Below are 17,467 nucleotides of genomic sequence, written 5' to 3'. Positions count from 1 at the left end.
CAAGCTTAAACGCCGCTCCATGAGGCCACAACAAGATGGCCGTCTGTCGTTACCGATACAAGTGGAGGAACCCGAATGCATCGCAGAACCCTTTTTGCCAGCGCTCTTGCCCTCGTGCTCGCCGCCGGCTTCACCCCGACCTTTACATCCACCCCCGCACTTGCGCTTGACGAATTGCGCATCATCGCGCCGGCGTCGCCCGGCGGCGGCTGGGACCAGACGGCCCGCGCCATGCAGGAGGCCGTCCAGTCGGGCGGCGCCGTCAAGGCGGTCACCGTCGAGAACATCCCGGGCGCCGGCGGCACTGTCGGCCTGGCCCAGCTCGCCGGGCAGGAACAGGGCAAGGACAATGTCCTGATGGTCAACGGCCTGGTGATGGTGGGCGCCATCCTCACCAACAAGTCCGCCGTCACCCTCGAAAACACGACGCCGATCGCCAGGCTCACCGGCGAATATGAGGTCATCGTCGTTCCGGGCTCGTCCGAAATCAAGACGCTCGCCGATCTGGTCGCCAAGCTCAAGGCCGATCCGGGCTCCCTCGCCTGGGGCGGCGGCTCGGCCGGCGGCACCGATCACATCCTGGCCGGCCTGATCGCCAAGGCTTCGGGCGCCGATGTGTCGAAGCTCAATTACGTCCCCTTCTCCGGCGGCGGCGAAGCGCTGGCCGCGGTGATGGGCGGCCATGTGGTGGCTGGCATCTCCGGCTACAGCGAATGGGAAGGCCAGATCAAGTCGGGCGAATTGCGGGCGCTCGCCATTTCCGCGCCCGAGCGCGTCGCCGGCATCGACATCCCGACCCTCAAGGAGCAGGGCGTCGATGTGGTCCTCGCCAACTGGCGCGCCATCGTGGCGCCTCCCGGCATCAATGACGAGCAGAAGAAGGCGCTTCTCGGGACCGTCGACGCCGCCGTGAAGAGCGACAGCTGGAAGAAGGTCCTCGCCGCCAAGAACTGGACCGACCTCTATCTGCCGGGCGACGACTTCGCCAAGCTGCTGGCCGACGAAAATACCCGTGTCACCGAGATCCTGAAGGGCATCGGCCTCGTCCAGTAGCGCATGACCCGGAAAAGTGGAGGCCGGTTTTCCGGCAAGATCATGCGCAACCAAAAAGTCCGCCGATGAACACCAACTCACCCATATCCGGAGCCGGTCTTGCGATCGGCTTCGGCCTCGTTGTTCTGGGCGCCATCATCTTCTTCGATGCCACGCAGATGCAGGTGCCGCCGACCTATGCCAAGGTCGGTCCGCAGGTTTTCCCCTATTTCATCGCCTTCGGACTCGCTGTCGTCGGCGCCTATTTCGCCTGGAATTCCTGGACGCCCGCTGCCCGGCGCGAGATCGTCGCCGAAGGCTTCGACACCGATTGGCGCGCCCTCCTCGTCATCGGCGCGGGCCTCCTCATCCATCTCAACATCCTCAAGCCCCTGGGCTTCGTGATCGCGGCGATCTTCCTTTTCATGTGCGTCGCCTTCGCTTTCGGCAGCCGCAAGTTCCTGCGTGACGGCATCGTCGCGGTGATCCTGGCGCTCGTCAGCTATCTGGGCTTCACCCATGGGCTGGGGTTGCAGCTGCCGCCCGGCATTCTGGCGGGGATCCTGTAGCCATGGACGTCCTCGGCTCGCTCCTGCAAGGCTTTTACACGGCGCTCACGCCGATGAACCTCTTGTGGTGCCTGCTCGGCACCACGCTCGGCACCGCCATCGGCATCCTGCCCGGCATCGGCCCGGCGCTCACCATAGCCCTGCTCCTGCCGATCACCGCCAAGCTTGATCCGACCGGCGCCTTCATCATGTTCGCCGGCCTTTATTACGGCGCGATGTATGGCGGCTCGACCACATCCATCCTGCTCAACACGCCGGGCGAATCCGGCACCATCATCACCGCGGTCGAGGGCAATGTGATGGCGAGGAAAGGCCGCGGTGCGGCCGCCCTCGCCACTGCCGCGATAGGGTCTTTCGTCGCCGGCACGATCGGCACCGTCGCCATAACTTTCCTGGCCCCGCTTTTCGTCAAGCTCGCCCTCCTCTTCGGACCGGCCGAATATTTCGCCCTCATGGTGCTCGCCTTTACGACGGTATCGGCATTGCTCGGACTCTCCTTGTCGCGTGGCGTCACCAGCCTCCTGCTCGGCCTCGCCATCGGGCTTGTCGGCACCGACGTGCTGACCGGCCAGCCGCGCCTGACTTTCGACATACTGAGCCTGTTGCGCGGCATCGATATCGTGGTCGTGGCGGTCGGGCTCTTCGCCGTGGGCGAAGCGCTCTATATGGCATCCAGGCCCGACATGCGCGCCGCCGAGATCGTGCCCATTCGCGGCTCCCTGTTCATGACCGCCGAGGAATGGCGGCGCTCCTGGAAGCCATGGCTGCGCGGTACGGCGCTCGGCTTCCCCTTTGGCGCCCTGCCGGCGGGCGGTACCGAAATCCCGACCTTCCTGTCCTATTTCCTCGAAAAACGCATGTCCAAGCACCCGGAGGAGTTCGGCAAGGGGGCCATTGAAGGTGTCGCCGGACCCGAAGCCGCCAACAATGCGGCGGTCGCCGGCGTCCTCGTGCCGCTGCTCACGCTCGGGCTGCCGACCTCGGCGACGGCCGCCATCCTGCTCGCCGCTTTCGAGCAATATAATCTGAAGCCGGGCCCGCTGCTGTTCGCGTCGTCCTCGACCCTGGTCTGGGGCCTGATCGCCAGCCTCTATATCGGCAATGTGATGCTGCTGGTGCTGAACCTGCCGCTGGCCGGACTTTGGGTGCGCCTGCTGTCCATTCCGCAGCCGCTGCTCTATGGCGGAATCCTGTTGTTCTCGACGCTCGGCGTCTACACCCTCAACAACTCGACCTTCGACCTCGTGCTGCTCTTCCTGGTCGGCATATTGGGCCTCCTGATGCGGCGCTATGATTTCCCGGTGGCGCCCTGCGTCATCGGCCTCATTCTCGGTCGGCTGGCCGAAGCGCAGTTCCGCCGCGCCTTGACCATCAGCCAGGGCGACGCCTCGGTCTTCTTCACCCATCCCCTGTCGCTGGCGCTTCTCATCATCGCGGCCCTCGTCTTTATCGGGCCGCTGCTCTACCGCTGGCGGGCGGCGCGCCTTCAGAGTCCGAAGGCGGCCGGATAGCGGCATATGCCCTGGCCGGACAAAGCCCCGGCCCTGAGCTCCAGCCCCATGAACGCCTCCAGGCCCTGGAACGGTCCGGCAATCTGCCGCGTGAGCGCCGCCGAGAAGCCGAACCGCGGATAGAAACCCGTATGCCCCACCACCAGGACCGCCTCGACTCCATGCGCCGCCAGAAGATCGAGGCTGCGCCTGACCAGCGCCGAACCGATGCCCTTGCCCTGCTGATCCGGATGCACCGCCATGGGGGCGAGCGCAACGGCCCTGATGGCACGCCTCTCCATCTCGACCTCGAGCCGGCTGAACAGGATATGGCCGATGACCTGATCGTCATCGCTCGCCACCAGCGAAAGGACGACGAGGCCATCGCGGGTCAGCGCTTCGATGATGCGCGCTTCGTCGTCACCCTCGAAGGCGAGTCGGTTGAGCGCCAGAACCCCGTCGCGCTGCCCGGGCCGCTCCACCGAAATCGACACCATCATCTGCCTACGGAGGAAATCTTCGCAACTTCGACCGGCAACTTAAGGCATCAGCCTAACCGATTCAATTGACTCGGTTTTTGTCCGGCCGTCCTGCAGCTCGCCTATGATGTATTTCCGCACGATCGTCCCGGCGGGTAGTTGCCGCATGCGCGGCAACGTCATTGGTCACGAAATTGTGGATGAAGCGGGCATTCAATGCCCTGAGCTGCCTGATGGCCCCGCCTTCGGTCATGGCATCAATCCTTCGCCGGATGACCACAATAGGCTTCCAGGCGATAGCCGTCCGGATCGACCACGAAGGCGGCGAAGTAGTCCGGACCGTAGTCGGCCCGGAGCCCGGGCTTGCCATTGTCGCGCCCACCCTCGGCCAGAGCGCTCTTGTGGAAGGCCGCGACACTTTCGCGGCTGGGCGCGGCAAAGCAGAAATGCAGGCCCGACTTCTCATCCGCCGGAACCGGCCGCTCGCTTTCGCTGATCCAGAGAGAAACATTGCCGCTGCCATAGCCGAGGGAGCCGGGACTTTCGCTGAGACAGGCATAGCCGAGAGGCACCAGGGCTGCATCATAGAAGCGCTTCGCCCTGGCGATATCGCGCACACCAATCGAGACGTGATCGAGCATTGCAGTTACTCCACCTGAAAATGTCAGTAGTGCGCGCATCTAACCTCACCGGCGATTGGCGCGCTTGGGGAAAATTGCTATTTTTGCCGCATGCTCGCTTCTTCGCCCCGCCATGCCCAAAAGCCCCGCGCGCCCACTGCCCGGACATTGGCCAGGGGCGAAGGCTGGAGCGTGAGCGATGTGCGGTGCGAGCTGGGGCCGCAGGACCGTTCTTTCGAGGAACGCCATGACAATGTGGCGATCGCCGTCGTCCTCGCGGGAGCCTTTCTCTATCGCAGCGAGAGCGGATGCTCGCTGATGTATCCGGGCTCCGTGCTGCTCGGCAATGCCGGCGCCTGCTTTGAGTGCGGGCATGACCACGGGACCGGCGATCACTGCATTTCCTTCCATTTCTCCAGACCGCTCTTCGAGGAAATCGCGGCCAGTGCTGCCGGCTCGCACCGCTTCCGCTTCCCGACAACGATGCTGCCGGCCATCCGGCAGCTGGCGGCTCATGTGGTCAATGTGGAAGCGGCTGCGCGGCGAGAGAACCCGATCTATCTCGAGGAGCTGTCGATCACCCTTGCCGAGTCGGTGCTGGGGCTTCTGTCCGATGACACCCGGACATGCGCGCATGTCTCCGCGCGAGACCGGCGACGGACGGGCGATGTCGTCCGCCATATCGAGGACAACGCCGATCAGCCGCTGAGCCTTGCCGGCCTCGCCAGTGCGGCCGGCATGAGCAAATACCACTTCCTGCGCAGCTTCCGGCGGGTGCTTGGCGTGACGCCCTATCAGCTCATCCTGAATATCCGCATGCGCCGCGCCGCCTTGGCCCTGCGCACGACATCGACGCGGATCTCCGCAATCGCCTATGAGGCGGGTTTCGGTGATCTCTCGACCTTCAATGCCCGCTTTCGCGAGATGGCCGGCATGACTCCGCAGGCCTTTCGCAAGGCGTTCAGCCAGAGCATGATCCGGAAAAGTTCATGGCCGAGCCTGACCCGGCCATCATACCGGTTTTCCGGAAAAATCATGCGCAAACAAAAAGCTGGAGCGTGATGGCGACTCGACGAAAAGCCATCACGCTCCAGACGCGTCTTGCAATCATGGGCCAGGCCAGGTGAAATTGGGAAATATCAGGTTGGACGCTTTGCCTCACGCCTTCCCTGATGGGAATCGCTCATAATCTCTAGGACTATAGACCTTGCCGCTGCACCGCCTGATCCGAGGTCATCAATTCCCTGCTAGAGTGGCGGGACGGAGGCTAACTCATTGATCGGGCTCAGGGCGGTTCTGGATTTTATTTTTTCCCTGAATTTCCCTGTAATTCCCTGTATCCGTCCCTCAGCCACGCCACCGACGGGTGAGGAAATAACACCTACAAATATCAATAACCACCCAGTTTTTCACCGGTGAAACACCCTTGAATCGCGCTTTAGCGCAGGTCGCGCGCCAGGAAGTCGCCTTTGCCGATTTCGACGCCATTGTGCCGGAGCAGCGCATAGGCCGTCGTCACATGGAAGTAGAAATTCGGCAAGCCGACATTGGCAAGATACTGGGCGCCCTTGACGGTCATCTCCTTGCCGCCGGCCTTGAAGGTGATCGCTCGCGTCTCCGCTTCGGCGAACTGGTCCTTGTTCAGGCTGCGCAGAAACTCGATCGTCTTGCGGATGCGCTCATGCAGCTCATCGAAGCTCTTCTCGTCATCCGGATGGCTGGGCGCCGTGATGCCGGCAAGGCGGGCAGCGGTCCCCTTGGCGAAGTCGCAGGCGAGCTGCACCTGCTTGGTGAAGGTGAACATGTCCGGGAACAGCCGGGCCGTCAGAAAGGCATTGGGATCGAGCTTCCTGGCCTGGACATGCGCCTCCGCCTTGCGCAGGAGCGCCGCCACACCGTTCAGGAAGTGAATGAAGACCGGGATCGACAGGTCGAACATCATCGAGGTTACCTCAGATTGCCGCAGAAACGCTGGATGCGCCGACAGGCTTCCTCGAGCACGTCGGTCGCCGTCGCATAGGAGATGCGGAAGAAGGGCGAGGTGCCGAAAGCCGCGCCATGGACGGCCGCCACCCCTTCCGCCGCCAGGAGCTCGGTGACGAAATCCTCGTCCGTCTTGATCACATTGCCCGACGGCGCCGTCTTGCCGATGGCTCCCCTGCAGGACGGATAGACATAGAAAGCGCCTTCCGGCGTCGGGCAGGACAGCCCTTTGGCCTGGTTGAGCATCGACACGACGAGATCGCGCCGCTCCTTGAAGCTCTTATTGTGCCGGGGGATGAAGTCCTGCGGCCCGTTGAGCGCCTCGACCGCCGCCCATTGCGCGATCGATGACGGGTTGGAGGTCGACTGCGACTGCAGCTTCGACATCGCCTTGATCAGGATCTCGGGGCCTGCGCCATAGCCGATGCGCCAGCCGGTCATGCAATAGGCCTTGGAAACGCCATTCATGGTCAGCGTGCGCTCATAGAGCGCCGGCTCGACCTGCGCCGGCGTGGCGAAGACAAAGTCGTCATAGACGAGATGCTCATACATGTCGTCAGTGAGCACCCAGACATGCGGATGCTTCATCAGCACGTCGGTGACCTTCTTGAGCTCATCGCGCGTATAGGCGGCGCCACTCGGATTGGAGGGTGAGTTGAAGATGAACCACTTGGTCCGGGGCGTAATGGCGCGCTCGAGCTGCTCGGGCTGCAGCTTGAAGCCATGCTCGAGGGTCGTCTCGACGAACACGGGCTTGCCGCCGGCCAGCATGACGATATCGGGATAGCTCACCCAGTAGGGGGCCGGAATGACGACTTCATCTCCCGGATTCACCGTCGCCAGCAACGCATTGAAAAGAATCTGCTTTCCGCCAGTGCCGACCGACACCTGCGAGACCTTGTAATCGAGGCCGTTCTCGCGCTTGAACTTGGCGACGATCGCCTTCTTGAGCTCCGGAATGCCGTCGACATTGGTGTATTTCGTCTGACCCTTGCGGATCGCCGCGATCGCCGCTTCCTTGATGTTGTCGGGCGTGTCGAAATCGGGCTCGCCCGCCGACAGACCGATGATGTCGCGGCCTTCGGCTTTGAGCGCCATCGCCTTGTTGGAGATGGCGATGGTGGCCGAGGGTTGGATGCGGTTCAGCGAGTCCGAGATGAAGCCCATGGAGAAGGTCCCTTTTTGCGGGCCTCTGGTAGCCGCCTCATGGTCGGGCCGCAAGGGATTCGATTGTCACCGGGACATTGCCGGATTCTCCCTCCACCGCCGAAGGCGGGGAGGGTGGCACGCGGAACGCGTGACGGGTGGGGTGTCTCCACGAGGGATATCTCTCAAGTTGCGCACCTACCGGCGGAGAGGCCCCACCCGTCCGCCCTACGGGCGTCCTTCCCCGCGCTGCGCGTGGCGGAGGGAGGATTCGCGTGCCTATCCCCAGCGCGCCTCGACTGCGACGGGCGGCGGACTGCGCAGGGTCTGGTAGACCACGCAATAGCGCTCGGTGAGCTTGATCAGGCTCGCTTTCTGCTCCTCGTCGAGCTTGCCCTCGATATCGAAGGTCAGCCGGATATCGCGGAAGCCGACCGGCGCATCCCTGGCGACGCCGAGGGTGCCGCGGAAATCGAGATCGCCTTCCGCCCGGACGCTGGCTTGCCCGATTTCGAGGCCAAGGGCGGTGGCAACCGCATTGAGGGTCACCCCGGCGCAGGCCACAAGCGCCTGGAGCAGCATGTCGCCCGAGCAGGCATGAACGCCCGAGCCGCCGGTGGCCGGATGCAGGCCCGCCTCCACCAGCGCCCTGGCGGTCGCAACCGAGCAGGTCACGCCCTCCCCGATGCGCCCTTCGGCCGTGAGGGTGATGAGCGCCGCCTTGCTGTCCTGCCGGTAAAGCTCCTTGAGCGGGGCCTGGAGGGACTTGAGTTCGTCTGCCTGCATGTGTTTCTCCATCATCTGTCCGGTGAATATTACGGCATCGCCACTGGCTTGCCACGATTGATCCGCGATAAGGGTTCGCATGCCCGCTCATCCGATTCTCATCGCCGGCGGCGGTATTGCCGGGATCGCCGGCGCCCTGGGCCTGGCGCGCAGCGGGCGCGAATGCCGGGTCCTCGAGCAGGCAAACGCTTTCGAAACCGTCGGCGCCGGCCTTCAGATCGGTCCCAATGCCGTCCGGGCGCTCAAGCTTCTGGATGCCTGGGACAGCATTGCGCCGACGAGCTTCGCTCCCTCCGCCATAGTCATTCGCGATGGCCGCAGCGGGCGCATCCTGCAGGAGATCCGTCTGGGCGGCGAATTCGAGCGGCGCTTTGGCGAACCCTACCGGGTCATCCACCGGGCCGACCTGCTGGCCGGCCTGATCGCGCGGGCAACGGCCCATTCCGGCATCGAGATGGTGACCGGCGCAAGGGTGGAGCAGTCCGCCGACAAGGGTGGCTATGTCGAGGTCACGGCGGGAGGCCGGGCCATGCGCGGCGAAGCCCTGTTGGGCGCCGATGGCATAAGGTCGGCCGTCCGCGCAAATCTCCTCGGCGATAGCCGCCCTGAGCTTCACCGCCATATCCTCTATCGGGCCCTGACGCCCGTCGAGCAGCCACTGCCGGCGAAACTCTCCGCCGTGACGCTATGGCTGTGCCGCAACGGCCATGTCGTCCATTATCCGGTGCGGGGCGGATCGGCGCTCAATGTGGTGGCGGCGGTGAACGGCGCCTGGACGGACCAGGGCTGGTCCTCGCCGGCCGACCGCCAGGAGGTCATGGCGCATTTTACCAGGGTCGACCAGGATCTGTTCCAGATCCTGGCGGTGTCTTCGCCCTGGCTGAAATGGGCAGCAGCCGATCGCGCGCCAGGCGCGGGCTGGTCGCGCAACCGCGCGACCCTCATCGGCGACGCCGCCCACGCCGCCCTGCCCTATCTGGCGCAGGGAGCCGCCATGGCGCTGGAAGATGCGGTTGTGCTGTCGCGCTGCACCCGGCAGGCCGATTCGATCGCCACGGCGTTCCTGGCCTATGAGAGACTGCGCCAGCCGCGCACCGCGCGGATTGTCCGCGATTCGCGCCGGCTTGGCCGCCTGTATCATGCGGGCGGCGCGCTGCGGGTGGTGCGCAATGCCCTGCTGCGGCTGAGCGACCCGGCCGGCTTTCTCGATCGCCTGGCCTGGATATACGACTTCGATCCCGCCGCGGCTTAATCCTCCGTTAACGGAATATCTTGGTTTCGCCACAGACCCGGCATTAAGGGCGCACAAACCTTGCTCATATAAGCGTCATCAAACAAGGCAGCAGGCCGGACTGGACGAAGCAATGCGGGTAAGACACGTCATCGATCGCTATCGCGAATTCGCGGTACGCACGCATCTCGCCATGGCTGTTTTCGCCCTTGGCCTCGTCGCGGCGATCATCGTGCTGATGATCGTGAGCGCGGTTCCATCCCGGGCGAGCTTTCTCGCGGGCGAGGCGAAGAACCTCGTCGGCATGACGCCATCGGGCGACCATGTGCTGGTCGCGGTCGTCATCCTGGTGTTCTTCGCCGTGCTCGCGGCCAAGATCTTCGACCATATCAGAACGGCAAAGTGAAAACGCCGGCCCCGGCATGCCGCCGAGGCCAGCTCTCAACTCGCAGATTTGCTGATACTGGGATCAGTTCGCAGCGCCGACAGCGCCGGACGAGCCGCCATTGCCGCCACTCTTTTTACCACCGGCAGAATGACCACCGTCGCCGCCATTGTCGGCCTTGCCATTGCTGCCATCACCCCGGCGCGGAATCGGCACGGTGGACGGCGGCGGAGGCGGCGGGGGCGGAGTTTCGACCACCAGGATACGGCATTTGCCGGAGGTGCAGGCAATGTCGCCGCAGCCATAGCGGCGCTTGCTGATCCAGAAAGTCTCATCGATCCGCCAGCAATGGCGGCGCAGCTCTTCCGGGGTGGCCCGGAACTTGGATCGGCCGATCGCGGCATCGGCCGGGGTGGCCGCCGACGCGACGAGCATGAGCACGGCAACGCCGCTGAATGCGGCAAGCGAAATCTTGGGCATCGGGAACTTCGTCATGATTTGACCTCCAACGGTTTGTGATCGTGTCCGATCGATGGCGGGAGAATGGCAGACAGCCCGTGAGCCTCGCCTGAATGGCGGCTTCATCACGCATTCACGCTTCCGTTGGCCGCATGAGCGGTGGCCGGCGCGGCAAATCACCCTGGAATCAGGAACTTGGCGAAGGCGCAAAAGGCGGCCGCAGTCACATTCGCGCGAGCATCACAAGGGGAATGTAATTGGCCTGCCCAACGTAGTAATGCTGTATTTCGTCCCTGGAGGAATGGTCATGAAAATTCACCTCGCTTTGGCTACCTTGCTGGCTTTGACAATTGGCGCGGCATCCTTCGCCCCTGCCTATGCCATGGGCGATGGCGACGACAGCGGTACGAAGCCAAAATGCAAGAAGGGCGAAGTCGTCAAGAACGGGAAATGCGTCAAGGCCCATTCCGGCGTTCTGCCCGACGAGCAGCTGTACCAGCAGGGCCGCGCTCTGGCGCAGGCAGGCGAATATGACTGGGCGTTGACCGTCCTCGCCGCCGTCGGCAATCAGAACGACCCGCGCGTCCTGAACTACATCGGCTACAGCCACCGCAAATCGGGCCGCCTCGATCAGGCTTTCGGCTACTACAACAAGGCGATCGAGATTGATCCCAATTTCGTCCTTGCCCGCGAATATCTGGGCGAGGGCTATGTCGCCGCGGGCCGCGTCGATCTGGCCAGGTTGCAGCTGGCCGAGATCGCCAATCGCTGCGGCACGACCTGCGAGGAATATCTGGAGCTCGCCGAGCACATCGAAACCGGCGTGAACTGAGACCGCGCCAAAGCGGATCGGGCGCCCGACCGATGGGTTGGGCGCTTATTTCTTTGAACCGCCAGGGAATGTTTGGCCTCCCCAAAATGGGGATTGTGACCTTCCGGCGATGGCGTCAGTCTGGCCACACTGACGACCCTCAGATGCCTTGGATTTCGGCTAAGTGCATGCCCGAATTTGGATATTTTGTCCGGGCGGGCGGCCTTGGCCATGCTGGGAAACGCCGATGCAGATCCGTTTGTCGCAATCCAGACCGCCCTTAAGGCTCCCTGTTTACCGCGGGCGCTTCCTCGTCGCCTTTCTGCTTGCCGCTGCGATGATGGCCACGGCCCATGCCTTGCTCCAGCTTCAGCCCGACAGCATCTCCGCTGTCGCTTTCCTATCCCTTCCCCTCGTGCTTTTCGGAGCACTGGGTATGGGACGCGAGCTCTTATCGCCCTCTCTCACGGAGCTCGCGTTCTATTGCTTCGCCGTCGTCGCCGCCGGGCTGATCTGGCCAGGCGCCCGGCTCGCGGTCTCGGCCTATCAAGGCGCCGGCCTTGTGACGCTCGCCGCTTTCATGGTCGTTGTCTTTGTCCTGGCGATGGCTCTCGGCGTGCTGGCGGTGAAGTTCCTGGCCAGCCGGGACGGCGAGACGTGAACTCCCCCACCCTCTGGTCTTTCTCCGGAGGCACCTGCCCCTCATTCCGGTTCCGACGCCCGGTTTGAGGGGCTCCTTTATCAGGATCGCCGATATCGTGCCGGGGATCAGCCGCGGCGGAGATAATGCGGCCTGAGTTCCTGCGCATTGTCGCGCACATAGGCCACGATGCGCCGCCGTTTTTCCTGGCCACGGCCCCCTTCCGCGCTGGCGCCGACCTGGCCGCGCTCGACCAGGTCGGGCATGACCTGGATCACATGGTCGTAGATCGACCGCCAGGTCTGCTTGACGGCGTCGCGTGAGACATCGAGCGTGCCCGCGATCTCCTCATCGGTCAGACCGTCAATGGCGCGCAGCAGCATGCGCTGCTCGCCGGCGGTGAAGCGGAAGCGCGGCGGCAGATAGGTGAAGACCGCCGAGACCGGCGTCGAGGGCGGCGTGTCGGCCACCATCTCGCGCTGGAAATAATAGACACCCCGTGTCTTGAGCGCGGACGGCGGCACGGGCTCGGAAGGCGGGTCGCGCTCGAGATCGAGGGACTTGTACAGGCGGAAGCCGGCGCTCAGCGCCATCTGCTCATAGACCGATCCCGCCTCGACGAACATCGAATTGAGATTGTAGCCGCGATGGATCGACAGGAAGAACGGAAAGAACACCGTCATGATGCGGCGCCCCTCGGCCGAGGTGAAATCCATCGGCGTCTGGATATAGTCCAGCATCACGAGATCGAGGCCGCGGCCGAGATTGCCCTGCGCCTGCGTCGCACGATCGAGGAAGATGTCCGTCTCGCCCTCGAGGCAGCGCATGAGAAGCCAGTTGGTAAGGCAGGGCCAGGGCTTTTCAAGATAGCGCTGCTGGAATTCCGGCGTCACAAAACCCGAGAATGTTGCCGCCACGACAGTTCTTTCTCCCGTCGCATCATAGTCTTCGATCAGACCGCCGATGAGACGGTCCTCATCGAGAAGCCTCTCCATGACCTCGGGCAGCTTGCGGTTGAGCTTGTCATCGAGGGAGGTGACCTTGCGCATGAGACGCGCGCAGGCCAGACCGTCTCCGGGCAAAAGCGTGCGGGGCCGCAGCGCGCGGGGTTGGTGTGAGCTCAAGTTTCTTCCCTCTCTCTTTCGATTCTCGCGCCATTCCCAGGTCTGTCAAGCCGCGACCCGAGTCCCGGTTACGAGCAGGCGATGGCACCTATTCCCTGAATGGATACGGGCAGGATGTGCCGGCGCAGGTCATCCCGTTCGCATCGCATGATGGGAATCTTAGCTGCGGCCCCGGACGGCGGCTGTGGCAAAGCTCACATTGCCGGTGCTGGACTACCCTTGATCCGTGAGCCAGTTGAGCGACCATTGCGCGCCCTCGGTCTGGCGCAGCCGCTCGAGCAATGCGGGGCCCAGCACCGCGAGCTCATCGGCAATTGGCCAGGGTGGGTTGACAAGGATGAGACCTGATCCGGCGAGCCCGCCATCCTTGACGGCGCGGCGCACCAGGAGCTCGGCTTTCAGCGTCTTGGGCAAGGCGAGCGCCAGCACTTCCTGAGCGATGAGGTCCGACAGGCCATCGCCCGTCACCGGATACCACAGAGCATAAGCGCCCGTGGCAAAGCGCCGATGGCCGTCACGCAACATCCGCACCGCCCGGCGCGCCTCGTCCTCGCGCTCATAGGGCGGATCGATCAGGATGAAGCCGCGCCGTTCGGGCGGCGGCAGATGCGCTTTCACCACGACGGCCGCATCGCCGTCGCTCACCGTCACGCGCTTGTCGCCGCCAATGAAGCCGGCGAGCTTGCCGTGGTCTTCGGGATGCAGCTCATTGAGCAGGAGGCGATCGCTTCGACGCAAAATCCGCAGCGCAAAGCCGGGCGAGCCCGGATAGTGCGAGAGCGGCTGGCCGGCCGCATTGACCGACGCGATCGCCTGACGCCAGGGCTCGATCAGGACCTCGCAATCCGGCTCCAGGAGCACGGCGTGGCCGGACGGATCATAGAACCGGCCCACGCCATCCTGCCATTCGAGGGTCTTGAGCGCCTCATCGCCCCACAAGGCATAAAGGCCGGTGCCGGCATGCGCATCGAGGAAGAGGAACGGCTTGTCCTTCTTCCTCAGATGCAACAGGGCGCGCAGCATGACGATATGCTTGAGGACATCGGCATGATTTCCGGCGTGGTAGACATGGCGATAGTTCATGTTGTGGTCTTCTAGGCCAGGCGGCACAAATGGGCTAGCGCGCATCCCGGCGAAGTGGAATCACTTCGCCGAAAAGGATTCGCGCCAAAATCAATACCTTGGAGCAAATCCTTATCGCCAAAGTCTTCAACTTTGGCGGGATTTGCTCTAGGTTCCGCGCGCATGATCGGGGGACAGGCATGACGACATGGTTCACACGCCGCAAGGCCGTCGGCGCGATCGGCCTCGCGAGCCTCGCCTGGGCCGGCCACCGGGCCTATGGGCTGGCGGCGCCGCCCGACGGTCCCAAGGACTGCGGTCCGGTGATTGCGGGCAAGGACATGCCCGGCCTGCCGGCGGACGACAGCCTGCCCTGGTCGCTGCGCGGCGGCACGGTGAATGATGTGAGCTGCCTGTCGCGCACCCCGGTCAAGGGCGTCGTCGCGGTCAGGACGGAGCAGGACGTCGCCGCCGCTCTCGCCTTCGCCCGCGCCAATGGCGTGAAGCTGTCGATGGCCGGCGCGCTCCATTCCATGGGCGGGCATGCCTTCGCCCGCGACGGCATCGTCCTCGACATGACCAGCTTCAACAAGGTCAGCGTCGATGCGGCAGCCCGCATCATGACGGTGGAGAGCGGCGCCCGCTGGCATGACATCCAGAACGTCCTGCATCCGCGCTTCGCCGTCAAAGCCATGCAGTCCTCCGATGTCTTCACCGTCGGCGGCTCCATCTCGGTCAACGCCCATGGCATGGATCACCAGGTCGGTGCCATCGAGCGCACGCTGCGGCGCCTGCGCGTCATGCTGGCCGATGGCAGCGTCGTCACCGCCAGCCGCACCGAGAACACCGATCTCTATCGCCATGTCGTCGGCGGCTATGGCCTGTTCGGCGTCATCCTGACGGCCGAGATCGAGATCGCCGACAACCATATCTACCGCTCCGAGCGGCGCCTGATCGACATCGCCGACTTTCCCCGCATCTTTGCCGAGGAGATCGCGGCTGATCCTTCGATCGGCCTGTTCTACGGGCATCTCTCGACCGCTCCGGCAAGCTTCCTGCGCGAGATGCTGCTTTACACCTATCACCGCCAGGATGTGCCGGATCTCGCTTTGCCGCCCTTGGCGGAAGTGAGCTCGGCCGATCTGCGCCGGCTGATCTTCAACCTGTCGAAACAGGGCGCGCTGTTCAGCGCGGCGAAATGGTATGCCGAGAAGGAGCTCGAGCATCGTTTCGAATCCTGCACGGTGAGCGACATCGCCGCCCGGACCGGTGAAGCCTGCCTCGTCTCGCGCAACGAGCCGATGCATGATTCAGTGCCCTATCTCTTCAACAATCTGAAATACGAGACCGACATCCTGCACGAATATTTCGTGCCGCGCGACAAGCTGGTCACCTTCGTCGACCGGATGCGCGACCTCATGGCGAAGGACGGGATATTGCTGCTCAATGCGTCGGTGCGCGTCGTCCACCAGGAGGATATCGCGCTCAACTATGCGCCGCAGGAGGCGTTCTCGGTGGTCCTCTATGTCAACCAGACGGTGGATGAGGCGGGCATCGACAAGATGCGTGGCCTGACCCGCGACCTCGTCGACCTGGCGCATCTGCAGGGCGGCCGCTTCTTCCTGCCCTATCAGCGCCACTATGACATCCTGCAGCTCGAGCGCGCCTATCCCATGATCCGCGATGTCTTCGCCGCCAAGCGACGCTTCGATCCGCAAGGCCTGTTCAGCAATGGCTTCTATGAAGCTTTCGCGCCGGATCTCACGCCCGCATAGAGGGTGCGGCAGGACATCACCACGCGTGCATCGATGACCAGAAAGGCGCCCGCGCCATAGAGCCGCCGGGCAAAGCCCTCCTCGCTTGAACGGGTCACGGCGATGCTGTGCCCGAAGCCTTCGAAGGAGCCTTCCGCCTCGGCCACGGCCTCCATCGCATGGCCGGGCGCAAAGACCGCCAGCGGCGTGCCCGGCGGCACGGCGAAGGCGAGTCCCGCCAGGATCGCCGTCCAGGCCAGGAGCACCAGCGCCGCGCCCGCGGCGAAGCGCCGGATGCCTCTAGTAGTCATAAATATGCTCGAGCGCGGCCCCGCTAGGCCCGATCTTGCGGATGACATCGAGCAGCAAGGTGACCGGCACGGCCAGGCCGACGCGTTTGCCGCCTGCGCCCGACAGGTTGCGCGTCTCAAACAGGACCGGCGGGAAGTCGCCTGGCGGCGCCCAGCCGTCGGGAGCCGTCAGTGAGATCAGGATGTTGCTGTTGCCGCCGATCTCGAGAAAAGAGGCTGGGGTGGCCCCAAGCTTCTGCACGATCTCGGTGAAAGGCTGGTAGCGCGGCAGTTTGACCAGCTGGCTCCCGTCCCGGAAGGTTTGGACGATCGCGATGCGCCGGTCGATCGGCGCCGTGTCGACCGGCACGCCGCGCATCAGCGCATGGATTTCGAGTTGGGCCGGCGCATAGACCGTCTCCGAGCCGCCCTTGATCAGCCAGCCATAGGACGCCTTGACCGCCAGCTCCGCCGAAAGCGACAGCCGGCGCTCCCATTTGCGGAACGGCCCGGGCCCGGAGCGCGGCACGTTCTCCCACAGGTCGCTGAGACGCCCGCCAAAGGCGAAGTCATACCAGGGGATGGTGTTGAGCCACTGGCCGTAGTCATAGGCGAATTTCTGCGCGAACTGGTCCTCCTGCGTCGGCGGCGTGGGCGCGAAGGCCTCGCTGAGGCGCCCGATCGTGTTCTCATAGACGCCTTTCAGCAGATATTCGGCCGTATGGCTGATGCCGATGACATAGATCATCGCATGCGTGCCGAAATTGAAATCATAGCGCGGCATCACCCAGCGGTTGACGGCGCAATAGCTCGTCCAGAATTCGCCCGCCGAGCGGAAATAGCCGAAGCCGCTCGGATAGGCCTTGGCGATGTAACCGGCGTAATCCTGCGCCGTATAGACGATGTACCATTCCGGGAAGGTGAGGAAGGACTTCTCCTCGGCAAAATGGTAGTTCGGCACGCCGTCGATCCTGGCGCGCGTCTCGGGATCGATCACCGGCTCCGTCACCGTGCTGCCGATGTCGGAATCGCCCCGGCAGCCGACGCCGATATAGAGCGCCGGCGCCACCAGGAAGACGGCCAGCGCCGCCAGCACCCATTTCGTCTTACGCAGCTTCGCCATGACGTTTCGACAATACAAAACCTGCATAGGCGGCGAAACCGCCAATGGCGAGATGCGGCAGATTGGCCAGGATGCGCGTCTTCAGGTCGAGATCGAGGCCGCCGTTGATGAAGATGCCGAAATCCAGATAGCCGCTGCCGGTGATGAGGCCGAACACGCCATCGAGGAAGTAGAGCGTGCCGAACAACTTGAAGTAATTGACCGTTGCCCGCGTCGACAGCCAGGCGGCGATGCCGGCCCAGACGCCGGAGAACAGATGCAGCGCGTCGTCATAGAGGTCGAGGCTGAACAGCCCGAACATCATGCCATTCGCGTCCTTGAACTGCGGCACATAGCTCATCGCCGCCACGATCACGAACAGCGCGAAATAGGCAAAACCGAGCTTCCGGATGAGTGACATATTTCCCCCCTGTCGCGCCGACGATTCGGCCGCAGCTTAGCCTGCCGGACCTGACTTGTCGTCAGGGTCGCTCTCTCCTGCCA

The 17,467-nt window shown here is 63.8% G+C and carries 20 protein-coding genes; 9 read left to right on the top strand and 11 right to left on the bottom strand.

What is annotated here, in order from left to right:
• The first annotated feature begins 75 nt into the window (after positions 1-75).
• The 3 genes from DT068_RS09400 to DT068_RS09390 all read left to right on the top strand — a co-directional run bounded on the left by DT068_RS09400 (position 76) and on the right by DT068_RS09390 (position 3,112).
• Positions 76-1,053 (top strand): tripartite tricarboxylate transporter substrate binding protein, encoded by a 978-nt coding sequence (locus DT068_RS09400; protein WP_119389554.1) that lies wholly within the window; start codon positions 76-78, stop codon positions 1,051-1,053.
• A 65-nt stretch (positions 1,054-1,118) separates the two neighbouring features.
• Entirely contained in the window at positions 1,119-1,601 is a 483-nt protein-coding gene (locus tag DT068_RS09395; RefSeq protein WP_119389553.1) for a tripartite tricarboxylate transporter TctB family protein, read from the top strand.
• A 2-nt stretch (positions 1,602-1,603) separates the two neighbouring features.
• Complete coding sequence (locus DT068_RS09390) at positions 1,604-3,112, top strand: tripartite tricarboxylate transporter permease (RefSeq protein ID WP_119389552.1); 1,509 nt, start codon at positions 1,604-1,606, stop codon at positions 3,110-3,112.
• On the opposite strand, the gene DT068_RS09385 is transcribed toward DT068_RS09390, so the two are convergent.
• Together DT068_RS09385 and DT068_RS09380 are read right to left on the bottom strand one after the other, a co-directional pair.
• Complete coding sequence (locus DT068_RS09385; protein WP_368904592.1) at positions 3,088-3,591, bottom strand: GNAT family N-acetyltransferase; 504 nt, start codon at positions 3,589-3,591, stop codon at positions 3,088-3,090. The genes DT068_RS09390 and DT068_RS09385 overlap by 25 nt on opposite strands.
• Positions 3,592-3,827: 236 nt before the next feature.
• Complete coding sequence (locus DT068_RS09380) at positions 3,828-4,211, bottom strand: VOC family protein (RefSeq protein ID WP_119389551.1); 384 nt, start codon at positions 4,209-4,211, stop codon at positions 3,828-3,830.
• Between the two features lie 171 nt (positions 4,212-4,382).
• Here DT068_RS09380 and DT068_RS09375 point away from each other — a divergent pair, with 171 nt between their 5' ends.
• Entirely contained in the window at positions 4,383-5,252 is an 870-nt protein-coding gene (locus tag DT068_RS09375) for a helix-turn-helix transcriptional regulator (RefSeq protein WP_162914097.1), read from the top strand.
• Between the two features lie 376 nt (positions 5,253-5,628).
• Here the strand turns inward: DT068_RS09375 and DT068_RS09370 are convergent, their stop codons facing one another.
• The 3 genes from DT068_RS09370 to DT068_RS09360 all read right to left on the bottom strand — a co-directional run bounded on the left by DT068_RS09370 (position 5,629) and on the right by DT068_RS09360 (position 8,105).
• Entirely contained in the window at positions 5,629-6,132 is a 504-nt protein-coding gene (locus tag DT068_RS09370; RefSeq protein ID WP_119389549.1) for a DUF1993 domain-containing protein, read from the bottom strand.
• Positions 6,133-6,137: 5 nt separating this feature from the next.
• A complete protein-coding gene (locus tag DT068_RS09365) occupies positions 6,138-7,340 on the bottom strand; it encodes a pyridoxal phosphate-dependent aminotransferase (protein WP_119389548.1) in 1,203 nt (400 codons plus the stop codon).
• Between the two features lie 258 nt (positions 7,341-7,598).
• Positions 7,599-8,105, bottom strand: coding sequence for an OsmC family protein (locus DT068_RS09360; RefSeq protein WP_119389547.1), 507 nt, complete (start codon positions 8,103-8,105; stop codon positions 7,599-7,601).
• Between the two features lie 79 nt (positions 8,106-8,184).
• Here DT068_RS09360 and DT068_RS09355 point away from each other — a divergent pair, with 79 nt between their 5' ends.
• Positions 8,185-9,357 carry an FAD-dependent monooxygenase gene (locus tag DT068_RS09355; protein WP_119389546.1) on the top strand — a complete coding sequence of 391 codons (1,173 nt, stop codon included), beginning with the start codon at positions 8,185-8,187 and terminating at the stop codon, positions 9,355-9,357.
• A gap of 112 nt (positions 9,358-9,469) precedes the next feature.
• The gene (locus tag DT068_RS09350) at positions 9,470-9,742 is read left to right on the top strand and encodes a hypothetical protein (RefSeq protein ID WP_119389545.1); all 273 of its coding nucleotides are present in this window, start codon (positions 9,470-9,472) and stop codon (positions 9,740-9,742) included.
• A gap of 63 nt (positions 9,743-9,805) precedes the next feature.
• On the opposite strand, the gene DT068_RS09345 is transcribed toward DT068_RS09350, so the two are convergent.
• Positions 9,806-10,216 carry a hypothetical protein gene (locus tag DT068_RS09345; protein WP_119389544.1) on the bottom strand — a complete coding sequence of 137 codons (411 nt, stop codon included), beginning with the start codon at positions 10,214-10,216 and terminating at the stop codon, positions 9,806-9,808.
• A 271-nt stretch (positions 10,217-10,487) separates the two neighbouring features.
• Between DT068_RS09345 and DT068_RS09340 the strand changes: the two genes are divergently transcribed.
• Entirely contained in the window at positions 10,488-11,012 is a 525-nt protein-coding gene (locus tag DT068_RS09340; RefSeq protein ID WP_119389793.1) for a tetratricopeptide repeat protein, read from the top strand.
• A gap of 226 nt (positions 11,013-11,238) precedes the next feature.
• Positions 11,239-11,652, top strand: a complete 414-nt coding sequence (locus DT068_RS09335) for a hypothetical protein (RefSeq protein WP_119389543.1) — start codon at positions 11,239-11,241, stop codon at positions 11,650-11,652.
• Between the two features lie 107 nt (positions 11,653-11,759).
• Here DT068_RS09335 and DT068_RS09330 read toward each other — a convergent pair whose 3' ends face one another.
• Positions 11,760-12,680: a helix-turn-helix transcriptional regulator gene (locus tag DT068_RS09330; protein WP_119389542.1), complete on the bottom strand. Its 921-nt coding sequence runs from the start codon at positions 12,678-12,680 to the stop codon at positions 11,760-11,762.
• 288 nt (positions 12,681-12,968) lie between these two features.
• Complete coding sequence (locus DT068_RS09325) at positions 12,969-13,838, bottom strand: 23S rRNA (adenine(2030)-N(6))-methyltransferase RlmJ (protein ID WP_162914096.1); 870 nt, start codon at positions 13,836-13,838, stop codon at positions 12,969-12,971.
• Between the two features lie 179 nt (positions 13,839-14,017).
• On the opposite strand from DT068_RS09325, the gene DT068_RS09320 reads away from it, so the two are divergent.
• The gene (locus DT068_RS09320) at positions 14,018-15,592 is read left to right on the top strand and encodes an FAD-binding oxidoreductase (RefSeq protein WP_119389540.1); all 1,575 of its coding nucleotides are present in this window, start codon (positions 14,018-14,020) and stop codon (positions 15,590-15,592) included.
• On the opposite strand, the gene DT068_RS09315 is transcribed toward DT068_RS09320, so the two are convergent.
• Genes DT068_RS09315 through DT068_RS09305 form a run of 3 tightly spaced genes read right to left on the bottom strand, consistent with a single transcriptional unit; the run spans position 15,556 to position 17,384 of the window.
• The gene (locus DT068_RS09315; RefSeq protein ID WP_119389539.1) at positions 15,556-15,882 is read right to left on the bottom strand and encodes a hypothetical protein; all 327 of its coding nucleotides are present in this window, start codon (positions 15,880-15,882) and stop codon (positions 15,556-15,558) included. The genes DT068_RS09320 and DT068_RS09315 overlap by 37 nt on opposite strands.
• Positions 15,872-16,984, bottom strand: a complete 1,113-nt coding sequence (locus DT068_RS09310) for a hypothetical protein (RefSeq protein WP_119389538.1) — start codon at positions 16,982-16,984, stop codon at positions 15,872-15,874. Before DT068_RS09310 ends, DT068_RS09315 begins: the two co-directional genes overlap by 11 nt.
• Entirely contained in the window at positions 16,968-17,384 is a 417-nt protein-coding gene (locus DT068_RS09305; protein ID WP_119389537.1) for a hypothetical protein, read from the bottom strand. The genes DT068_RS09310 and DT068_RS09305 overlap by 17 nt, the downstream gene beginning before the upstream one ends.
• Positions 17,385-17,467: the final 83 nt, after the last annotated feature.

This window comes from Taklimakanibacter lacteus (genome assembly GCA_003576695.1).
Classification (GTDB): Bacteria; Pseudomonadota; Alphaproteobacteria; order Rhizobiales; family Aestuariivirgaceae; genus Taklimakanibacter; species Taklimakanibacter lacteus.
The sequence above is the reverse complement of the archived record's forward strand: the minus strand, read 5'-3'. Positions and strand labels throughout refer to the sequence as shown.